Source organism: Enterococcus sp. AZ126 (genome assembly GCF_051714545.1).
GTDB lineage: Bacteria > Bacillota > Bacilli > Lactobacillales > Enterococcaceae > Enterococcus_L.
Window position 1 is genome coordinate 2,837,854 of record NZ_JBIOSB010000001.1, and the last position, 19,764, is coordinate 2,857,617.

The window sequence follows — 19,764 nt, forward strand, 5'->3', positions numbered from 1 at the left end:
GTAGTAATTAAAAGCTAAATAAGATAGTGACGTAACACTTTTACTATTGGTTTGGTAGTTCAGCTGGTTAGAATGCCTGCCTGTCACGCAGGAGGTCGCGGGTTCGAGTCCCGTCCAGACCGTTTATAGTTTTTTGGCGCAGTAGCTCAGTTGGTAGAGCAACGGATTGAAGCTCCGTGTGTCGGCAGTTCGATTCTGTCTTGCGCCATTTGAAAGAAGAAACATGCGGGTGTAGTTTAGTGGTAAAACCACAGCCTTCCAAGCTGTTGTCGCGAGTTCGATTCTCGTCACCCGCTTTTTTTCTTTAAGGGCCTATAGCTCAGCTGGTTAGAGCGCACGCCTGATAAGCGTGAGGTCGATGGTTCGAGTCCATTTAGGCCCATAATTTTTAAATGGCCCGTTGGTCAAGCGGTTAAGACACCGCCCTTTCACGGCGGTATCACGGGTTCGATTCCCGTACGGGTCATGATTTTAAAACATTTTGCTTCTTTTGCAAAATGTTTTTTTATTGTTTATAAAATATTTTATGAAAACGTTGACAATGCTACTATAATAAGGTATTCTATGCTTGTACAGAATAAGTGAATATCTGGATAGTGATTGTTTAAATACAAGCTAAACCTAATTTTTCTAAAGAGGGAGAGTATCTTCTTTTTTGGAAAGGTTGGGTTTTTCTTTTTTACAATTAAAGGAGTTGAGCATAATGAAGGGAGCGAAGAAATGATTATTCAAAAAATTTTGAATAATAATGTTGTGATTACGTTAGATGTGAATGAACAAGAGCAAATTGTGATGGGACGTGGTATTGCATTTAAAAGAAAAATAGGAGATTTCATTGAAGAGGAGCGAGTAGATCAAGTATTTCGTTTAGCGAATCAGGATACTTCATTAAAATTCCAAGAACTATTGGGAGAACTACCGTTAGAAGTGATGCAGCTGTCAGATGAGATTATCAAATATGCAAAAACGAAACTTGGCAGAAAGCTAAATGATACAATTTTTATTTCTTTAACGGATCATCTGCATACAGCACTAGAGCGAATGAAGCAAGGAATCGAAGTAAAGAATTTTCTATTATGGGACATCAAGCGTTTTTTTTCTGATGAATATTTTATTGGGAATAAGGCAGTTGAGATGGTCAAAGAGAAGTTCGATGTGCAATTGCCAGAAGATGAAGCTGGTTTTATTGCTTTGCATCTAGTCAATGCAGAAATGGATGAAGAAGTTGGCAATGTTTATGAATTAACAAAAATCATGCAAGAGATTACGAACATCGTTAAATACCATTTCAAAATTACTTTTAATGAAGACTCTGTTTATTTTTATCGTTTTAGTACTCATTTAAAATTTTTTGCTTATCGTTTATTGAATCATAAAGAATTTCATGATGAAGATGATGGAGAACTATATGAAGTAATTAAAAAAAAATATTGTAATGCATATAATTGTGTGAATAAAATTGCTGATTTTTTGACTGAAAGCTATTGTTATAGGATATCAAAGGAAGAAAAGATGTATTTGATTATTCACATTGCACGTGTAGTACAAACAAATCACTAGTGGATTATTGATTTAATAGATTAGTCTTAATGGAAAGGTGGATAGAAGAGAAGAACTGGTACAGCAGGACCCTTTTGGATAGTGACATTAAGTTGGCTAAACCTTCAAAAGTAATAGAGTGAAAAAAACTAAACTTTGGAGGAACAAAAAAATGGGAAAATATCATGATTTAGCAGAAAAAATTGTTAGTAATGTAGGTGGGAAAGAAAATATTAATAGTTTGACACATTGTATTACACGCTTACGTTTTAAATTGAAAGATGAATCAAAAGCAAATGACGATGTTCTAAAAAATATGGACGGTGTTGTTACTGTAATGAAGAGTGGTGGACAATATCAGGTAGTAATCGGGAATCATGTACCTGCAGTGTATGAAGACGTTGTAACCATTGCTGGGATTTCAGCGGATGCAGAGCAAGAATCGTCTGGTGGAAATTTGTTTAATCGATTGATCGATATTTTAAGTGGCTGTTTCCAACCATTCTTAGGTGCATTAGCTGCAGCTGGTATGGTGAAAGGTCTAAATGCCTTACTTGTTTTTTTGAAATTATATTCAGCTACTTCTGGAACGTATACAATGTTAAATGGTATTGGTGATGCAATCTTCTACTTCATGCCAGTGATTCTAGGCTATACAGCGGCTAGAAAATTCAATTTAAACCCAATGGTGGGAATTGTTATTGGGGCAGCACTTTGTTATCCAACAGTACAAGGAAGTGCCTTGCAAGCGGCTTTTGAAACAACAGCAGGAGCAGGTGCAGCAGCACCATATAGTTTGTTAGGATTACCCGCTTATGACACGTTTTTAGGTATTCCGTGGGTTGGTGCTGGGTATACAAGTAGTGTTGTACCGATCATCTTTATCGTTGCTTTTGCAGCGCAAATTCAAAAACTCTTCAAGAAACTTATTCCTGAAGTTGTTCAAACATTTTTGGTACCATTCTTTGTATTACTGATTGCATTACCTGTTGGTTTTTTAGTAATTGGTCCGATCATCAGCTTGTTGACCGATTTACTAAGTGCTGGATTCCAATCTTTGATGGGCTTTTCACCAGCATTATATGGCATTATTCTTGGTTTCTTCTGGCAAGTCTTGGTTATTTTTGGATTACACTGGAGTGTTGTGCCACTTGCGATCATGCAGATTACTCAAGAAGGAGCAAGTCAAGTATTAGTCGGTTCTTTTGGCGCAAGTTTTGCTCAAACAGCTGTAGTAATGGCAATGTTTTTCAAATTGAAAGATACGAAAATGAAAGCGTTATGTCCACCAGCCATTATTTCAGGTATCTTCGGAGTAACTGAACCAGCAATTTACGGTATTACTTTACCTAAAAAAACGCCATTTATCTTTTCAATGATCGGAGGAGCAGCTGGCGGATTCTATTTGATGATCAATACTGTAACATCTTATACCATGGGTGGATTGGGTATCTTCGGTGTTTTAAACTTTATCAATGGTGATAATGCGAGCGGTATGATTCATTCGTTTGTAGCAATATTAATATCAGCTGGTATCGGCTTTGGATTAACGTTCTTTTTCTGGAAAGATGATACAGTCGTAGAAGAAATAACGGAAAATAAAAAAGCGCAAAAAGCAATTAAAGAAGCTGTTTTGAGCCCAGTTAAAGGGCGTGTTCTTCCTTTAAGCAAAGCAAGTGATCAAGCGTTTGCTCAAGGTGCTTTAGGAAAAGGCATTTTAATTGAACCGACAGAAGGTGTTGTTAGAGCACCATTCGATGGAACCGTTATGACACTCTTTCCGACACTGCACGCGATTGGCTTAATATCTGATCAAGGGATGGAATTGTTAATTCATATCGGTATGGATACGGTTCAGTTAGAAGGAAATGGTTTTGAGGGAAAAGTAGCACAAGGTGATAAAGTGAAAAAAGGGCAAGTTTTAGTTACTTTTGACATAGAGGCAATCAAAGCAGCTGGCTACAGTGTGGAAACGCCAGTTATTGTGACAAATACTGATGACTATTTAGATATCGTAGAAACACAAGAACGAGAAGTGACCTCAAACGATACATTAATTACGGGATTAACTTAAAAAATAGTTGAGAACAAAGTTTGATCGGTTTTACTGCAAACTTATAAAAGAAAGGGATTTTGATATGGCATTTAGAAAAGACTTTTTATGGGGCGGCGCAACAGCGGCCAATCAATGTGAAGGGGGCTATAATGAAGGCGGCCGAGGCTTAGCTAACGTAGATCTAGCGCCAGTGGGACCAGATCGTTTTCCAGTGATCACTGGAGAGAAAAAGATGTTTGAATTTGATGACGAACATTTTTACCCAGCGCAAAATGCAATCGACATGTATCACCGTTATAAAGAAGATATTGCGTTATTTGGCGAAATGGGCTTTAAAACCTATCGTCTATCGATTGCCTGGAGTCGTATTTTCCCTCTAGGAGACGAAACAGAGCCGAATGAAGAAGGATTGAAGTTCTATGAAGAGTTGTTCAAAGAATGCCATAAACATGGGATAGAGCCTCTTGTAACGATCACACATTTTGATTGTCCGATGCATCTCGTCGAAAAATATGGTGCATGGCGCAGTCGTGAATTAGTCGGGTTTTATGAAAATCTATGTAACGTGATCTTCAATCGCTACAAAGGCTTAGTAAAATACTGGTTGACGTTCAACGAAATCAACATGATTTTACATGCACCATTTATGGGCGCAGGGCTTTATTTTGAAGAAGGCGAAAACAAAGAACAAGTGAAATACCAAGCCGCACATCATGAATTATTGGCGAGTGCCATTGCGACCAAAATCGCACATGAAGTCGATCCAGAAAACCAAGTAGGCTGTATGTTAGCGGCTGGTACAAACTATGCGTATACCTGTAAACCAGAAGATGTTTGGGCAGCTCGTCAAGCAGATCGTGAGAATTTCTTCTTTATCGATGTCCAATCTCGTGGAGAATATCCAGCGTATGCGTTGAAAGAATTAGAACGGGCAGGGATTGAATTACCAATCGAAGAGGGCGATTTAGACTTATTAAAAGAGCATACCGTTGATTTTATTTCATTTTCTTATTATTCATCACGGGTCCAATCAACAGATCCGGCAATCAATGAACAAACAGCTGGAAATATCTTTGCCTCAGTGAAAAATCCGTATTTAGAAGCAAGTGAATGGGGCTGGCAGATCGATCCACTTGGATTGCGTACCACGATGAATGACTTGTATGATCGTTATCAAAAACCACTATTTATTGTTGAAAACGGCTTAGGTGCCGTGGATACGCCAGATGAAAATGGAAATGTGATCGATGATTATCGGATCGAGTATCTAGCCGCACACATCCAAGCCATGAAAGATGCGGTTGAACTGGATGGAGTAGATTTATTAGGTTATACAACGTGGGGCTGTATCGATCTTGTTTCAGCTGGAACAGGAGAGATGAAAAAACGCTATGGCTTCATCTATGTCGATCGAGATAATGATGGAAAGGGTACATTGAAACGCTCGAAGAAAAAATCATTTGATTGGTATAAAAAAGTTATTGCTACAAATGGGGAAGAATTGACGAACGAATAAAAAAGGAGGAAATTTTATGAAAAAGATAGGAAAAATATTAGGGGTTTTAATGTTAGGTTTAGTAATGGTAGCTGGGTGTGGTAACGGAAACGCTCAAAAAGACGATAGCTCATCTACTAAAAAAGCACCAGAAGAGTTGACGTTGTACATCGTTCGCCATGGGAAAACGATGTTAAATACAACGGATCGTGTCCAAGGCTGGTCGGATGCAGTCTTAACTAAAGCAGGTGAAGAAGTTGTGACAGCGGCAGGTGTTGGGCTGAAAGATATCGATTTCCAAAATGCATATAGTAGTGACAGCGGTCGTGCCATCCAAACAGCTAATCTAATCGTGAAAGAAAATGAAAAATCATCAGACTTAAAAGTAATTACGGATGAACGCTTGAGAGAGTTCAACTTTGGAACATACGAAGGTGATTTGAATCACACTATGTGGCAAGATATAGCAGACGATCAAGGTGTTACTTTAGAGGAATTCTTGAAAAATATGACGCCAGAATCATTTGCCAATAGTGTGGCTAAATTAGATGCAAAAAATGTAGAAGAAGCAAAAATCAATTGGCCAGCAGAAGACTATAAGACAATCACTACTAGGCTTAAAGCAGGTTTAGATGACATTGTTGAAAAAGAAATGAAGAATGAAGGGTCTGGAAATGTATTGATTGCTTCACATGGATTGAGTATCTCTGCGTTACTTGATACTTTATTCGATGATTATAAAATACCAGAAGGCGGATTAAAAAACGCGAGTGTTTGTACTGTAAAATATAAAGATGGAAAATACACGTTAGATAAAGTCAATGACTTAAGTTATGTTGAAGCAGGACAAAAAAATAATAAAGAATAAACTAAAAATCGTTAATTAATAAGCAAAAATTCGATCAAAGAAACACTTTTGATCGAATTTTGTGTATAATAAGAGCAAAAAGAAAAGAGACAAAAATTATGGTGACTATTACAAATTTTCGTGATATCGGCGGTATCAAAAATAAAGAAGGAAAACAAATCAAGAAAAACATTTTTTTAAGATCAGGCGAGTTGTCTAATTTAACAAAAGAAGATGAACAACGTTTGGAAACAACGTATCGTTTAGGTAAAATCATTGATTTGAGAAGTGACGCTGAAGTAGAAGAAAGACCAGATATGTCTGTTCCTAAAGCAGAGTACATACATATCGATATTTTGGAAGACATACAAGATGAAGGGGCATCGATCGAAGATTTTGTGAAAATCGGTTCACCAGAGAAATCAGCTTCGTATATGGAAAAATTGTATGCCGATATTGCCTTAAACACAACTTCTCAAAAAGGTTATACTAAATTTTTTGAAGAAATCTTAGCTTTGCCAAATCAAGAAAGTATTTTATTCCATTGTTTTGCGGGAAAAGATCGTACAGGAATTGCGGCATTGTTAGTATTAGAAACACTTGATGTACCAAGAGAGGCTATTTACAAAGATTACTTATTAACAAATGACTTAAGGAAAAAAGAAAATGCACAAATCTTGGAACAAGCCAAAAAAGCACAATTAGAGAAGGCGAATTTAGAAGCTTTACATGTTGCATTAAATGTAGAGAGCAGCTATTTAGATAATTTCTATCAGACCGTTGAAAAGCAATATGGTGATGTTTCTGCTTATTTAAAACAAGCCATTGGTGTTGATAAAATGACGAAAGACGCATTTAATCATCGCTTTGTTGATTAAAAGTACGGAAAGAAGAGGGATCAGTTATGGCGAAACGTTTGCATATTGAACGATTGAAGCGTTGCATTGAAATTTCTCAGAATGCCCGTGATCATGGTAACACACCCTTTGGAGCCTTGCTGACTGATAAAGAAGGAACAATTCTTTTAGAACAAGAAAATATCGAAATAACAGAAAATATCTGTACTGGACATGCTGAGACAACACTTGCAGCAAAAGCATCGCAAAAATATAGCAAGGATTTTTTATGGGAGTGTACACTGTATACTACAGCTGAACCATGCGCAATGTGTACAGGAACAATTTATTGGGGAAATATCGGGAAAATTGTGTATGCAATGACCGAGAAACGTTTGTTAGAATTGACAGGCAACAATGAGCAGAATCCAACATTTGATTTGCCTTCAAAACAAATATTGCGTCACGGGCAAAAAAATATTCAAATAATTGGACCATTTCCAGAAGTTGAGCAAGCGGCTGCAGCTGTTCATCAAGGTTTTTGGGTGTAGATAAAAATAGTTAAAATCAATACTGTTATACGCATGGGGCAAAATAGACTTTAAATTTTGTCCCATGTTGTAATTTTTAATACTTCATTTTCCAAAATCGAATAAAGTGTCAGAATTTTCAAAAATGTTATTGACTTATTAGACAGATAAGTCAATAATTAATGAAATCATATATATAATAAAAGGAGTTGCCATAAAGTATGATCATTAAACCATCACTGCCACAAGAAATGACGATTTTTTTTGATGCAGAAAATCAGCCGAATAAAAATGTCCAGATGGGTGTCGTTATCTTACAACCAGGAGAAAAAAGACCATTGGAAGGTTTTGCTAGACATGATCAAGATGAATATTCTTATGTTGTTTCGGGTCAAGCTCATACGATTTTAGAAGACGGACAAGATTTAGTAGGGAAACCTGGTGATGCTCAGCTGATTGAAGCTGGGGAAGGACATATCAATTATAACGACGGAGATGAAGCAGCAGTTGTCGTTTGGTTGCTAGTTGAACGTATTTAAAGCAAACATAAAGGAGAAACATATGAAAAAAGTAGTGAAATCAATTATCGGGCTAACATTGATAATGACCATCATTTCGGGATGTTCTGGTGGTAAAGAAGTAAAACAAACACAAAAAACAGAACCAGTAAACCTAATGTCACCTTCAGAATTAACTACATTGGATACATCTGTTATGCTAGATTTTCCAGATGCGATTGTCCAAACAGCAGCATTTGAAGGATTGTATGCGCTAGATGACAACGATCAACTAATTCCAGCAGCAGCAAAGGAACTGCCAAAAATTTCTGAAGATGGCAAAACCTATACAATCAAACTAAGAGATGATGCCAAATGGAGTAATGATGATCCTGTTACGGCAGCAGATTTCGAATACGCATGGAAAAAAATGATCGATCCTAAAAATGGCTATGTGTATAGTTTTTTAGTGGCAGATACAATTTTAAATGCCGAAGAAATTTCAGAAGGTAAAAAGTCAGTCGATGAACTAGGTGTAAAAGCAACTGACGATCAAACACTGGAAATAAAACTAAAAGAAGCAAAACCCTACTTCACCTCAGTTCTAGCTTTTCCAACATTTTTCCCGCAAAATCAAAAATTTGTTGAAAAAATGGGCACAAACTATGGAACAGCAAGTGAGAATGTTATTTACAATGGACCATTTACTGTTGAAAATTGGAAGCAAACAGATTTAAGCTGGGATTTGAAGAAAAATGAAAAATACTGGGGTCATTCAGATGTAAAATCAGATAATATTCATTATGAAGTTGTCAAAGAAGCCTCGACAGCTCTGAATCTTTTTGAAGATGGACAGTTAGATATAGCAACAGTCACTGGAGAGTTGGCGAAGCAAAATCAAAACAATCCCGACTATCACTCTTATCCGACAGCCACGATGAACTACATTCGTTTAAACCAAAAACGTAAAGACAAAGATACTCCGTTGAAAAATGAAAATCTGAGAAAAGCTTTGGCGCTTGGCATAGATAAAGAGAATCTAGTCAATAATATTATTGCAGATGGCTCAAAACCATTGTATGGAGCTGTTACTGAAGGTTTTGTAAGTAATCCTGAAACAGGCGTAGATTTCAGAGAAGAAGCTGGCGATTTGATGAAGTATGACAAAGAAGAGGCTTTGAAATATTGGGCATTAGCTAAAAAAGAATTAGGCGATAAAATCACCCTAGATTTAATGGTGACCGATGATGGATCCTATAAAAAAATGGGTGAGAGTCTTCAAGGGAGTCTAGAAAAACTATTTACTGGTTTAACAATTAATGTGACGGCCTTACCAACAGAAACAGCATTAAATCTTAGTCGTGAGAGTGACTACGATATGTTCTTAATTTACTGGACACCAGATTATCAAGATCCAATTTCTACATTAAATATGTTACGAACAGGAAATGATCGTAATTACTCAAATGATAAGTACGATAAGTTATTGGATGAGGCTTCACAAAAATATGCGACTGATCAAAAAATGCGCTGGGAGACTTTGATTGCTGCCGAAAAAGAAGGGATTAAAAATACGGCGGGAATGATTATCATCAGCCAAAATCAGCAATCAGTTTTACAAAATGAACAGATTAAAGGTGTCAACTATCATACGTTTGCGGCACCATTAACATTGAAAAATATTTATAAAGAAGCAAAATAACATAGAGTTTGCAGCAAAACGAAAGATTGGTTTTGCTGCAAACTCTATGTTTATCTATTTAATACTTGTTTCTTTAAGAAGGTACCATAATCATAATGCGTTTAATTATCCCAAGTCTAGAGCTGCGATTAGTACATTTCAAAACGCAGATATGTTTTAAATGTACAAGCTATACTAACTATCGTCACTCGAGTGTTTTTTACTGATGTGCATATTTCAGTCAAAACATTTTTCTTATTTATCATAAATTAACATAATTAAAATATTTAATATAGAAAACATGCAGAAAATCCACTTAATATGAAAACTAAAAAAATAAGAGCGTAGAAGTGATAAAAAATAAAAGAAAAACCGCTAAAGTCCCCTTAAAACACTGGTTAATGGGCTTTTTTTTGTTTTAAAGTAGAAAAAAAATAGACATAGGAATGAAAAAAATGACAAATTTTTTTCATTTTTATAGCATATTACTTGATATAAGCGAACGAGAGATACTATAATAAATATAAGTCAGCGTTTTTAGCTGCTTAGTTATGGGAGGAGAGAGCATTATGTATAGTTATACAGATATGATTTTGTCAGTAATGCAACGGGTTGAAGTCTACAACGAGATTTTTAATGCCATTTCTAAGGAAGTACAAGAGAACAGCTGTAGCCAAGCAATTAACAGAAGAGGTAAAGATACGTATTTATTTTGCCGCAGCAACGTTAACCGTTTCTTTATAGAAGAAGCAAGTTTTAGAAAAAACTTAGTATTTTATGGAGAAAAAGAAGCAACGAAAATCTTGTTAGAAGGCTTAGATACTTATAAAGAAGGAATTTATTTTTGGTTAGAAGCATTAAATGAACAATGCGAGGTAATTGATGAGATTAAGTATAAACGTGGCGTAAATGGTACTGAAAGTTCGTTTAGATTAATTAATCAAGCATGTAAAGAAGCATGTGGCGGTATTCAAAGTGCGCACAGTGTCCATAAAATGTAATAAGGTGCATCCAAAAGACCGTTAATGACAAGCGAATATAGTAAAAATTTGTAAAATATTTTTGAAAAAAGATATTTAGTTAAAATAATTAGTGTGGAATATCATCAAGCATTCATTTTATTCATTTTGAAATTTTTAACTAGTTGATAGTTTCAAAAATGAGAGTGGGAAACAGTATTTATTTTTTAAAAACATTCTTTTTTATTACCGTTAGTTAGGGTTTAAAGGACTGGCATTTAACTCATTGAGTTAGATGCCAGTCCTTTTTTTATATAATTATCTGTTGATCAAAAAATCCAATACAGTATCTATTTCATGAGTATTTTTAACGTCTCTGCATAAAAAAACGATGATCTAGGATGAGCAATACATTCATCGTAAGGACCACGAATTAGGTAGACTAACTCTATTCTACGAATACTAATACTTCGAATTCTATAAAATCTATCAATAATCAATTTTTTTTCTTTATTAAAAATAATGATAAGGAGTTTAAATATCTTTCTCCTATTCATTTTCTCTCTCCTTTCTAATTATTGTAACTTAGGAATGAAAAAAGTGTTTTATCATAAAGAATTGTTATAAATCAATATTTCGATCAACAAAAATCAAAAAAACACAAAAAAAGCGACAATAAAACGACATTAAATTCACATAATTCTCAAATATTTATATTATTTATCAAAAATATGATAAATAAAAGGATGTAAATTCTATAGACTTGTTTAAAAAAATAGATTAAACTTATTTTAGTTTCAAATATATATTAATATTATATCTTGTTTATAGAATTATCGAAATTTTTTTTATAAAAACTAAATTATGGATTAGGAAGAAAAGTTAATAACAAAAAGATAAAGGGAGAACAACGCATGTACAACATAGGATTTGTTTTGCTTGATAATACAGATGAACAACAATACATAGATTCGCTAAAAAATACTCAGTTACATGTACATCCAGTCAACAAAAATGAAGTTGCTGAAACAATAGGAAATTATGACGGCATTGTCATTAATGAACAGCAAGCACAAAATATTGGACTTATCTGTGAACTGATCATTCTATTAAAGAAAAAACGAAATACTTTTATTTGGGTGATTTCACAGCGAGAAAATAAGATGAATCACATTGTATATTTACAACTTGGAGCAGATGGCATACTAGATAACGAATGCGATCCAGAAGAATGCAAACTTGTAATAATCAATGCATTAAATAGATACAATCGAATGACGCCAATATTTGAGAAGTATACACAGAATACAGAGAGTGTACCTGAGATTCAATTGCGACCATCCAACTTTAGTGTTTTATTGGATGGAGAAGAGATCAACTTAACAAAGTTAGAATTTAAAACAATTGAGTTTTTGCAAACAAATCAGGGTGTGGCAGTTTCATATGAAGAAATTTATAAAAATGTTTGGAAGAATGAGGGAAATGATAAGCAATATCGTGTCTCAAATCTTATTTTTCATCTTAGGCAAAAAATTGAAAAAGATGCAGCACACCCTAAATATATTAAAACAGTTCGGTCAAAGGGATATAAGTTGATGGCATAAAAATACTGTTCAATGAAATGATGTAATCGATCAAATAACAAAGAGGTCATGGCGTTTGCTTTGAAAAAATATAGGCAATGACGGTGACAGGAGTATGGGGAATCAGGTTTCTCTTTTTTGATTTAATGAGAACGATGTAGCATTAGATCGAAAAGTTGAAATATATTTGTGCGCTTTTTAGCACGATGATTTTTGAGGGAAGGAGGAAAAATAATGAAAATAAAAAACAAAGGGTTCTATTTTGGATTGCTTCTATTATTAGTTGCAGTTGTCGGTTATGTTTCGTTAAAGAGCGTTAATCCTTTACTTGCGGCATCGGAAAATTATTCATTGGAACGAGGAGACATCTCCAGTGATAATGAAAAATCGATTCCTGTCAAATTAATAATCAATAATCCTAAGGATGAGGAGTTGACCTTTAAGTCTGCTGGGTTAGACGGAATTTACGTTGAAGATTTTTTAGAAGGACAAACTAAAAATGATTTGTCTACGATTGAGTTGATCGACTTTTCTAAAGATTCATTCACAATCAAGACAAAAGCGTCAAAGGAACCATTGATTGTTCAGTTTTTCGTTCGGACATTTGCAGGAAATAAAGCTAAAACTGGAAAAGTCACACTTTCAAATAAATCAGGTGAAGTAGCGAAAGTTACTCTTGATTTACCTGAAATCAAAGAAGAAAAAGTGATAGAACAAAAAATGAAATCTGTTGAACAAATCGCTGCCTTGAACACTTCTGTGTATGCAGCGCCTGTAAATCCTAAAGTCGTTTCTTTGTGGGCTGACTTTGCCTCTGCTTTAGCTGATCCAACGGTTGACAAAATCACTATAGCAGCTAACATGTCAGCTACGACGAATCCTTCGCTTGCGGCACGTCCCTCATTGGAAATAGATGGACAGGGTCATGAGATTGATTTCACAGGTACGACTGGACGTTCGATCACAATGGCGCAAGGAAGTACAACAGGTAGCACGCTAAATGTAAAAAATCTAAAATACACGGGTAATAATGGTACTGCGATTTTTAACGCCAGTGCAGCAAACAGTAACAATTGGACAGTAAACTTTGAAAATATAACCACCTTGTCAGGAAGTTCTCGAGCTTTGATTACGGCTGTCAATAGTGTGGTTACAATTAGTGGGACAAACGTATTAAATATTGTTCGTGCGACAAATATGATCACGGCTAAAGAAGTCTATATTCAAGGAACAGAGAATGATAGAGCTTCTGTAGTTATCAATGAGGGCGCTAATTTTGTTACTTCAACTGTTGCAAATGGAAAATTCTTAATTGAAAATGCAGATGTTACAGTCGAAAAAGTTTCAAGTTTGTTTAATATTACAGGTGCAACAACACAATTGGACATTAGAAATTCGACAATTACAGTTGCCACGATCGCTAACTTTATTTATGGAACGTCTATAAATACAACGATCAATAACAGTAAGATAGATATTCCAACAAATATTTCGGGGAATTTTTACCGAAATAGTGCTGCGAGTTCCTCACTGGTAATCAATGGGAAATCAGATATCAATATAGAGAGTACAACGACTAGTGATATTATCGATGCTTCAGGTACGATGAGTTTTATTGTTGATGATTCTACGATCAATGCCAATAGTGTTGGTCAAATATTTAGTAATTCGGCAGCTGGAACTGACATGATCGTTCAAAATAAGGCTCAATTTACTGGATACAGTCAATCGAATAATGTTTTGAGGTCCAGCGCACAGGTGGATATTACTGTTAAAGATGAAGGAACCAAGTTAGAAGTATCGGGAAATTCGACTCAAACGGCAGATAGTGGCGGGATTATATCGATCGCTGCTGCAAACTCAACGCTTAATGTGGAGAACAAAGCGTATTTTAAAATACATTCATTACAGCCAAATACTGCAACACCAGCAGTCATGATCCAAAGTAGCGGAGGAAGTTTTAACGCTAGCGGTCAATCAATTCTTGATATGACTTCTGAAGGACAAAGTAATGGATTGGCTGGTGCAGTTCGTTTTAGACTGGATGGGAATATGGCATTTAATGTTTCCGGAGAGTCACAAATCAATATTAATAAAAACGCTGGTGGAGCTCCTGGAATCAGAATGTTTGGTGCTAATAACAAAATCTTAGTATCAGGAAATTCTGATTTTACAGTTCGTAACAAAGGAACTGGGTCACCGCAGGCACCGGGTACGGATGGAAGAAATCAAGGTATTATCTTCTACGATTCAAGTAATTCCGGACCGCATAGTTTTACATTAACAGATCCAGGTAGTCGTGTGAAAATTTTAGCAGATAATGGTGCTGGAATTGATACATGGCGTCCTATTACAGTCTCTGCGACTGAAGGAACTTACTTTGAAGTTGTCGGAAATACGTCAAGTGGTGCAATCTTTAATACCTATGGCAGCAGAGATTTAACCTTTGTTTTGGATAAACCGATGTATTATGATTTCAGAAATAATGGTTCTGGGAAGGCATTGATGTCTCCAGGCTCTGCTTCAACATTTAAATCGGTTCATTCAGATGTTTCACTCTGGATACCTAAATCAGGGGAAGCAAATAATGGAAATGATGGAAATCCTTTTAGAGCATGGACATTAGTGGACTATAGCTTGAAAGGTGCAAATATGCTTCTAGATACATCAAGTGATTCGACCTTCAATACTGGAACAGATTCATTTGGGAATAGTGGAATCAATCGCTACTCGCGGATGTCAGGAAACAATGCTAATCCAATTGTAGATGAGGTTCGTACCCCAACAAACGCGGATAAGTTTATTTATGGTCACGTTAGCATACCAGAAGGGAAAGACGGTTTCCGCGATGCTTGGACAGATGAAGTACAAGTAGAATTAGAAGTACAGCTTCCAAATGATTCCACTAAGCATAAGATATATGGTACAACGGTTCAAGATGGAGAGACTGGTAAATACAGTATCTATGGAGAAGCAGCTAGAGCAGGGATCTTTAAGGCAGATATGTCTTCACTACTTCCAACTGGAGAAACGTTTATTCCAACAGGAACTAAAGTAAATGTGCTTCGCGCTTGGCGTGGATCAAGTGATGTGCCTGCTGAAGATGATAACAATGTGCATATTGGTTTGCCTACAGATGTTGTGTACGGAGACTTCTGGTTTACAGATACTGTAACAACAATCGATGTCACACCGCCAACTCAAGCAGTTGTGTCAACAACTATAGATAATGCATCAAAACAGATCAAAGGAAAAAGCGATGAAGATGGCGCTAAAGTCTTTGTAAAAGTCAATGGTGAATGGCTGAAAGATACAGCTAATAACGCAGTGACAACCACTGTTGCTGGCGGTAATTGGACAATCAACTTGCCAAGTTATATCGATAAAACAGCTCAAGTAGAAGTTTATCTAAAAGACACAACAAAAATTACGCCACTACCATCATATGTACTTCCAAGTAGCTATACGGTTGAACCAGATGGTGTTGATGGAAACTTAAATGAGGATCCAACAACTTATAATAGTTATGTTGGGTATCATGATGCTCTTAAGGGGACAACTGATAATCGATTCGATTCAGCCACATTGAATACGGTCGCTGATGTTCTTCCAGATAAACCGATGATAGAAAAAACGGTTGTTTCTTCTGGTGGAGCCACGACACAAGTAGGAGATACTCTGACGTATACGATAACAGCTAAAAATAACAAAGAAGCAGCCTATACTACGCTTTGGGCAAATACAGTTATTAAAGATACCCTTCCAGCAGGATTAGATTTCGATTCTACAACAGCTGAAGTTAAGATTGGCGGAGTCGTTGCTGAAACACCAAAAGACTATTCCTATGATTCCGATTCACGCTTATTAACAGTTAAATTGGGAGATTTAGCTACAGGTGATTCAGTTACGGTTACTTTTAAGGCTAAAGTTGCTTCTTCTGCGGTAGGAAAAGTGGTTAGTAATACCGCAACGGCAGTTGGTGATTCACCAAGAGAGACCCCGTTTGTTGAAGGACCCAATGATCCGAATGCAAAACACGAAACCTATAGCGCTACTTCAAAAAAAGCTGATAGCCCAGGCGGAACGGTCTTTGGTGTTCTTGAGTTAGCTTCTGCACCAACAGAAATTGATTTTGGAAGCGTAAAATATCAGGGAAAAACAACTCGTATCAATTCAGCTAAACATCAAGGAGCAGATTTAGTCGTGAAAGACAGTCGGGCAAATAAAAAAGGCTGGTCACTAACGGCCAAATTAACGACTCCTATGACAAGCACTGATCCAGACGTTCCAGCATATACGTTAGATGGCGCTCTCAAATACGTTTACAAAAACAATGAGATCACATTGAACGGCGGAGCTCAGGATATCATGATTCAAGCTTCCAATGCTTCAACATCAGAAACGACCTATAACATTAGTGATACGTGGTCTGAATCTGGTGACGGATTTAAGTTTGAAGCTTCAGCTCAAGATGTGAAGACGCTTGGGACTTACCAAGGTGAGATCCTTTGGGAATTGGGCGATACTCCATAAAAGTAAAGGAGATTTTTAACTTATGAGAAAAAAAATCAGCGTTTTAATACTCTCCTTTACTTTTGCATTAACGCTAGCAATCAGTGAACCATTGAATGCGGCGGCTAATAATGGAGGAGAGGTGCAGACCAATGGTGTGATCGGTTTTTACGAAGATAGCTCGTCAACAGAGCCGTCTAGCACCACAGAACCTTCATCAAATACTCAGGAATCTACTAATACCCCAGCAGTTAAAAAACCTGTCGGACGTTACCCGAGTACTGGTGAAATGGTAAAAACGAGTCTTGTATTCAGCGGAGCAGCCTTAGTTATTATCGGCTTACTGCTATTTTTCTGGAAACGTAAGAAAGAGAAAGAAGGGCGGGAGAACACATGAGAAAATTAGATAAAAAAATTAACTTTCTCGTTGTGCCAGTTGCCATGATTTCTTTAGTAGCACTGAATAGTGTTACAGTCTATGCGGAATCAGAGTCGTTGAGCGGAACTGGAAAGATTGAATTTTCAGGCGAATACCCGCAAGATATTGTCGATCCAGAAAAACCTGGTGAAATTGTTGATCCTGGAGAAACGCCTCAACTTAAGGGAGACTTAAGAATTGACTTTGTTCCGAAACTGGATTTTTATCAGAATAAAATTTCTGATAAAGACGAAGTATACTACGGAAATGCACAAAATTTCTTTGGTGCAACAAAGCCCAGAGGGAACTTTGTTCAAGTGACTGACTTGAGACAAAAGCCTACAGGTTGGACGTTACAATTGCGACAGGAAATGCAATTTACAAACAAAGATACAAAACACACTGAGATAAAAGGTGCCATGTTGTCACTAGATAAATCATGGGTAAGCTCTACTAAAGATATGAGCAATGCACCACAACTATCGAAGGAAATTATCACTATAGACAATGTTGGTGCTTCGTATAACTTAGCACAAGCAAATTCTGGACAAGGCGGCGGAACTTGGTCAATTTCTTTTGGAGCATCTGATGAAAATCAGAACAATCAAAAAAATACCCTGGAACCTAGACTTGATAGAGAAGGACAAGCAGTTCTTGATCCAGTATTTGACAACAAGCCTGTCTATTTGAATAAAGCTGTTTCACTATCAATACCAGGAACAACAATTGTTGATCCGGTACCTTACACTACGGTGTTGACTTGGATATTAGCCGAGTTGCCATAAATAGAAACAATCACACACACTATCACAGAAAAACTAGGAGGAAACACACATGAAAACAAAAACATTATGTTCAGTAGCATTATTAACTTTAGTAGGAGTAAGCTTAGCGGCACCAGCTGCAGCTAACGCTGAAGCAAAATCATTACCATCAAACGGTAAAATCAAATTTACTGAAGACAACAGTGAAAAACCTATTGTCGATCCAGAAGATCCAGACAAACCAGTTGTAGATCCAAAAGAACCAGTTATCGTTAATCCAGATCGTGGTTCATTCAGTATCGATGCTGTAACTGAATTAAACTTTGGCGAAGATAAAGTAAAAGCTTTTGCTTCTAACCCAGAATACTTTGCTGCAGCTATTCCAGTAACAACTGGTACAGGAGAAGATGCAACAGAGGTCAATCGTGGTAACTTTGTACAATTTACAGATGTACGTGGTGTTGCAAACCATAAATACAAAGTAAGCGCACAATTGTCAAAACAATTTGAAGCAAATGCAAATGCAGGTACATTCTTAAAAGGCGCTACAATTGGCTACTCAAATGCAAAAATTAGTTCAGCAGACCCAGCAGCACAATGGCCAGCAACAACAGTCGCAGGCTTCACATTAGCAGCAGATGCAGCTGGAACAGGTGCTGGTTCGTCAGTAGATGTTTTAACAAATACTGATGCGTCTAAAGGAATCGGAACATACACAATTGAATTTGGTCAATACGGTGACGGAACGGCTGATACAACAGCAGAATCTGTAAAATTAACTGTACCAAACACAAACGTTTTACTAGCTGACGAATATACAGCTGAAATTACTTGGACAATCGCTGAAGTATTATAATTAAAACTGAAAAATAAGTTGAATTATATAGCATACTTTAAGTAATCATGTTCAAAGAAATGGCGGGACAGAAAAAAATTCTGTCCCAGCCTTTTTAAAGAGAGGGATATCGATGAAGAAAAAGCATCTATTATATTTAGTAGCATTGGTCATTTTAGCCATGATCATACCGATCAAGACCTATGCGGAAGAGGACAGTAGCGGTAACGCAACTGGATTTACATATGAAACGATCAAGCCTGATAATCAAAGAAGTAAAGACGTTGGTTACTTCGATTTAGGGATGACACCTGGACAAAAACAAACCGTTAAAATCAAAATCAACAATTTAGCTTCAGAAGAAATTGAAGTCTCAGTCAAACTAAATAGCACAAAAACAAATGCCAATGGTGTGATTGAATATGGACCTTCAACTATAAAAAAAGATAAATCATTAAAATATGATTTTGAGAACATTGTTAAAGCTCCTGAAACGGTTAAAATACCAGCCAATAGTGAACAGGATGTCGACATAGAAATTACAATGCCAGAAGCATCGTTCGATGGAGTGATCTCAGGCGGAATACAACTTCAAAAAATTGAAAAAGAAGAAAAAGAAACGAAACAGAAAACCGGTGTTATCAATAAATATGCATATGTCATCGGGATGATTCTTTCTGAAACGGATAAAGATATTCAACCAAATTTAGAATTAAACAAAGTATATGCAGAATTGAATAATTTTAGAAATACTTTTTTTGTAAACTTCTCTAATGTGGAACCCGCTTATTTAGAAAATATGACAACACAAGTCCAAATCATGAAAGAAGGCAGTGACGAAGTCTTATATGAAACAAAACGTTCTGGTATGAGAATGGCGCCGAATTCATTGATTGATTTTCCAGTAAGTATGGAAGGCGACCGGATGGTCCCAGGAGATTATCGCTCTAAAATTTTAGTGACTTCGGGTGATAAGAAATGGGAATGGGACGAAAAATTCAAGATTACAGATGAAGAAGCAGATAAATTCAATAATCAAGATGCCGGTTTAGAAAATGTTCAAACGTTTAACTGGCAGTTGATTGCAGGAATTGTTGGTGGTGTAATCGTATTAGCACTCATTATTTTCTTTGTAATCAGAACGATTAACAAAAAGAAAAAAGAAAAGAAAAAACAAGCAAAAAAAAGACCTAAAAGATAATAAATGCTCCA

General features: G+C 36.2%; 15 protein-coding genes and 5 tRNA genes. All 20 read left to right on the forward strand.

The window, feature by feature from the left end:
- The first annotated feature begins 48 nt into the window (after window positions 1-48).
- Window positions 49-122, forward strand: a tRNA-Asp gene (locus IGI43_RS13380).
- 13 nt (window positions 123-135) lie between these two features.
- Window positions 136-208 (forward strand) — tRNA-Phe (locus tag IGI43_RS13385).
- Window positions 209-225: 17 nt separating this feature from the next.
- Window positions 226-296 (forward strand) — tRNA-Gly (locus tag IGI43_RS13390).
- A gap of 12 nt (window positions 297-308) precedes the next feature.
- A tRNA-Ile gene (locus IGI43_RS13395) sits at window positions 309-382 on the forward strand.
- Window positions 383-394: 12 nt separating this feature from the next.
- Window positions 395-466, forward strand: a tRNA-Glu gene (locus IGI43_RS13400).
- A gap of 254 nt (window positions 467-720) precedes the next feature.
- On the forward strand, window positions 721-1,560 hold the full coding sequence (gene licT / locus IGI43_RS13405; RefSeq protein WP_438758276.1) for a BglG family transcription antiterminator LicT: 840 nt from the start codon (window positions 721-723) through the stop codon (window positions 1,558-1,560).
- 151 nt (window positions 1,561-1,711) lie between these two features.
- Window positions 1,712-3,613, forward strand: coding sequence for a beta-glucoside-specific PTS transporter subunit IIABC (locus IGI43_RS13410; RefSeq protein ID WP_438758278.1), 1,902 nt, complete (start codon window positions 1,712-1,714; stop codon window positions 3,611-3,613).
- A 64-nt stretch (window positions 3,614-3,677) separates the two neighbouring features.
- Window positions 3,678-5,111 (forward strand): 6-phospho-beta-glucosidase, encoded by a 1,434-nt coding sequence (locus IGI43_RS13415; protein WP_438758280.1) that lies wholly within the window; start codon window positions 3,678-3,680, stop codon window positions 5,109-5,111.
- 16 nt (window positions 5,112-5,127) lie between these two features.
- Window positions 5,128-5,958: a histidine phosphatase family protein gene (locus IGI43_RS13420; RefSeq protein WP_438758282.1), complete on the forward strand. Its 831-nt coding sequence runs from the start codon at window positions 5,128-5,130 to the stop codon at window positions 5,956-5,958.
- 98 nt (window positions 5,959-6,056) lie between these two features.
- Window positions 6,057-6,815, forward strand: coding sequence for a tyrosine-protein phosphatase (locus IGI43_RS13425; protein ID WP_438758284.1), 759 nt, complete (start codon window positions 6,057-6,059; stop codon window positions 6,813-6,815).
- A gap of 26 nt (window positions 6,816-6,841) precedes the next feature.
- The gene (locus IGI43_RS13430; protein WP_438758285.1) at window positions 6,842-7,324 is read left to right on the forward strand and encodes a nucleoside deaminase; all 483 of its coding nucleotides are present in this window, start codon (window positions 6,842-6,844) and stop codon (window positions 7,322-7,324) included.
- A 200-nt stretch (window positions 7,325-7,524) separates the two neighbouring features.
- Window positions 7,525-7,842, forward strand: coding sequence for a cupin domain-containing protein (locus tag IGI43_RS13435; RefSeq protein ID WP_438758287.1), 318 nt, complete (start codon window positions 7,525-7,527; stop codon window positions 7,840-7,842).
- A gap of 22 nt (window positions 7,843-7,864) precedes the next feature.
- Window positions 7,865-9,502, forward strand: a complete 1,638-nt coding sequence (locus IGI43_RS13440) for a peptide ABC transporter substrate-binding protein (protein ID WP_438758288.1) — start codon at window positions 7,865-7,867, stop codon at window positions 9,500-9,502.
- Window positions 9,503-10,050: 548 nt separating this feature from the next.
- Entirely contained in the window at window positions 10,051-10,482 is a 432-nt protein-coding gene (locus tag IGI43_RS13445) for a hypothetical protein (RefSeq protein WP_438758289.1), read from the forward strand.
- 872 nt (window positions 10,483-11,354) lie between these two features.
- Window positions 11,355-12,044 (forward strand): winged helix-turn-helix domain-containing protein, encoded by a 690-nt coding sequence (locus IGI43_RS13450; RefSeq protein WP_438758290.1) that lies wholly within the window; start codon window positions 11,355-11,357, stop codon window positions 12,042-12,044.
- Between the two features lie 213 nt (window positions 12,045-12,257).
- A complete protein-coding gene (locus IGI43_RS13455; protein WP_438758291.1) occupies window positions 12,258-16,556 on the forward strand; it encodes an isopeptide-forming domain-containing fimbrial protein in 4,299 nt (1,432 codons plus the stop codon).
- 22 nt (window positions 16,557-16,578) lie between these two features.
- Complete coding sequence (locus tag IGI43_RS13460; protein ID WP_438758292.1) at window positions 16,579-16,932, forward strand: LPXTG cell wall anchor domain-containing protein; 354 nt, start codon at window positions 16,579-16,581, stop codon at window positions 16,930-16,932.
- The gene (locus IGI43_RS13465) at window positions 16,929-17,738 is read left to right on the forward strand and encodes a WxL domain-containing protein (protein WP_438758293.1); all 810 of its coding nucleotides are present in this window, start codon (window positions 16,929-16,931) and stop codon (window positions 17,736-17,738) included. The genes IGI43_RS13460 and IGI43_RS13465 overlap by 4 nt, the downstream gene beginning before the upstream one ends.
- Before the next feature lie 49 nt (window positions 17,739-17,787).
- Window positions 17,788-18,573 carry a WxL domain-containing protein gene (locus IGI43_RS13470; protein ID WP_438758294.1) on the forward strand — a complete coding sequence of 262 codons (786 nt, stop codon included), beginning with the start codon at window positions 17,788-17,790 and terminating at the stop codon, window positions 18,571-18,573.
- 112 nt (window positions 18,574-18,685) lie between these two features.
- Window positions 18,686-19,753: a DUF916 and DUF3324 domain-containing protein gene (locus IGI43_RS13475; RefSeq protein WP_438758295.1), complete on the forward strand. Its 1,068-nt coding sequence runs from the start codon at window positions 18,686-18,688 to the stop codon at window positions 19,751-19,753.
- Window positions 19,754-19,764: the final 11 nt, after the last annotated feature.

Excerpts from the sequence above, each read along its gene's own strand:
- licT (WP_438758276.1), top strand. The coding sequence starts at position 721 with ATGATTATTCAAAAAATTTTGAATAATAATGTTGTGATTACGTTAGAT.
- IGI43_RS13460 (WP_438758292.1), top strand. The coding sequence starts at position 16,579 with ATGAGAAAAAAAATCAGCGTTTTAATACTCTCCTTTACTTTTGCATTA.
- IGI43_RS13465 (WP_438758293.1), top strand. The coding sequence starts at position 16,929 with ATGAGAAAATTAGATAAAAAAATTAACTTTCTCGTTGTGCCAGTTGCC.
- IGI43_RS13475 (WP_438758295.1), top strand. The coding sequence starts at position 18,686 with ATGAAGAAAAAGCATCTATTATATTTAGTAGCATTGGTCATTTTAGCC.
- IGI43_RS13455 (WP_438758291.1), top strand. The coding sequence starts at position 12,258 with ATGAAAATAAAAAACAAAGGGTTCTATTTTGGATTGCTTCTATTATTA.
- IGI43_RS13430 (WP_438758285.1), top strand. The coding sequence starts at position 6,842 with ATGGCGAAACGTTTGCATATTGAACGATTGAAGCGTTGCATTGAAATT.
- IGI43_RS13410 (WP_438758278.1), top strand. The coding sequence starts at position 1,712 with ATGGGAAAATATCATGATTTAGCAGAAAAAATTGTTAGTAATGTAGGT.
- IGI43_RS13470 (WP_438758294.1), top strand. The coding sequence starts at position 17,788 with ATGAAAACAAAAACATTATGTTCAGTAGCATTATTAACTTTAGTAGGA.
- IGI43_RS13425 (WP_438758284.1), top strand. The coding sequence starts at position 6,057 with ATGGTGACTATTACAAATTTTCGTGATATCGGCGGTATCAAAAATAAA.
- IGI43_RS13450 (WP_438758290.1), top strand. The coding sequence starts at position 11,355 with ATGTACAACATAGGATTTGTTTTGCTTGATAATACAGATGAACAACAA.
- IGI43_RS13445 (WP_438758289.1), top strand. The coding sequence starts at position 10,051 with ATGTATAGTTATACAGATATGATTTTGTCAGTAATGCAACGGGTTGAA.
- IGI43_RS13435 (WP_438758287.1), top strand. The coding sequence starts at position 7,525 with ATGATCATTAAACCATCACTGCCACAAGAAATGACGATTTTTTTTGAT.
- IGI43_RS13415 (WP_438758280.1), top strand. The coding sequence starts at position 3,678 with ATGGCATTTAGAAAAGACTTTTTATGGGGCGGCGCAACAGCGGCCAAT.
- IGI43_RS13420 (WP_438758282.1), top strand. The coding sequence starts at position 5,128 with ATGAAAAAGATAGGAAAAATATTAGGGGTTTTAATGTTAGGTTTAGTA.
- IGI43_RS13440 (WP_438758288.1), top strand. The coding sequence starts at position 7,865 with ATGAAAAAAGTAGTGAAATCAATTATCGGGCTAACATTGATAATGACC.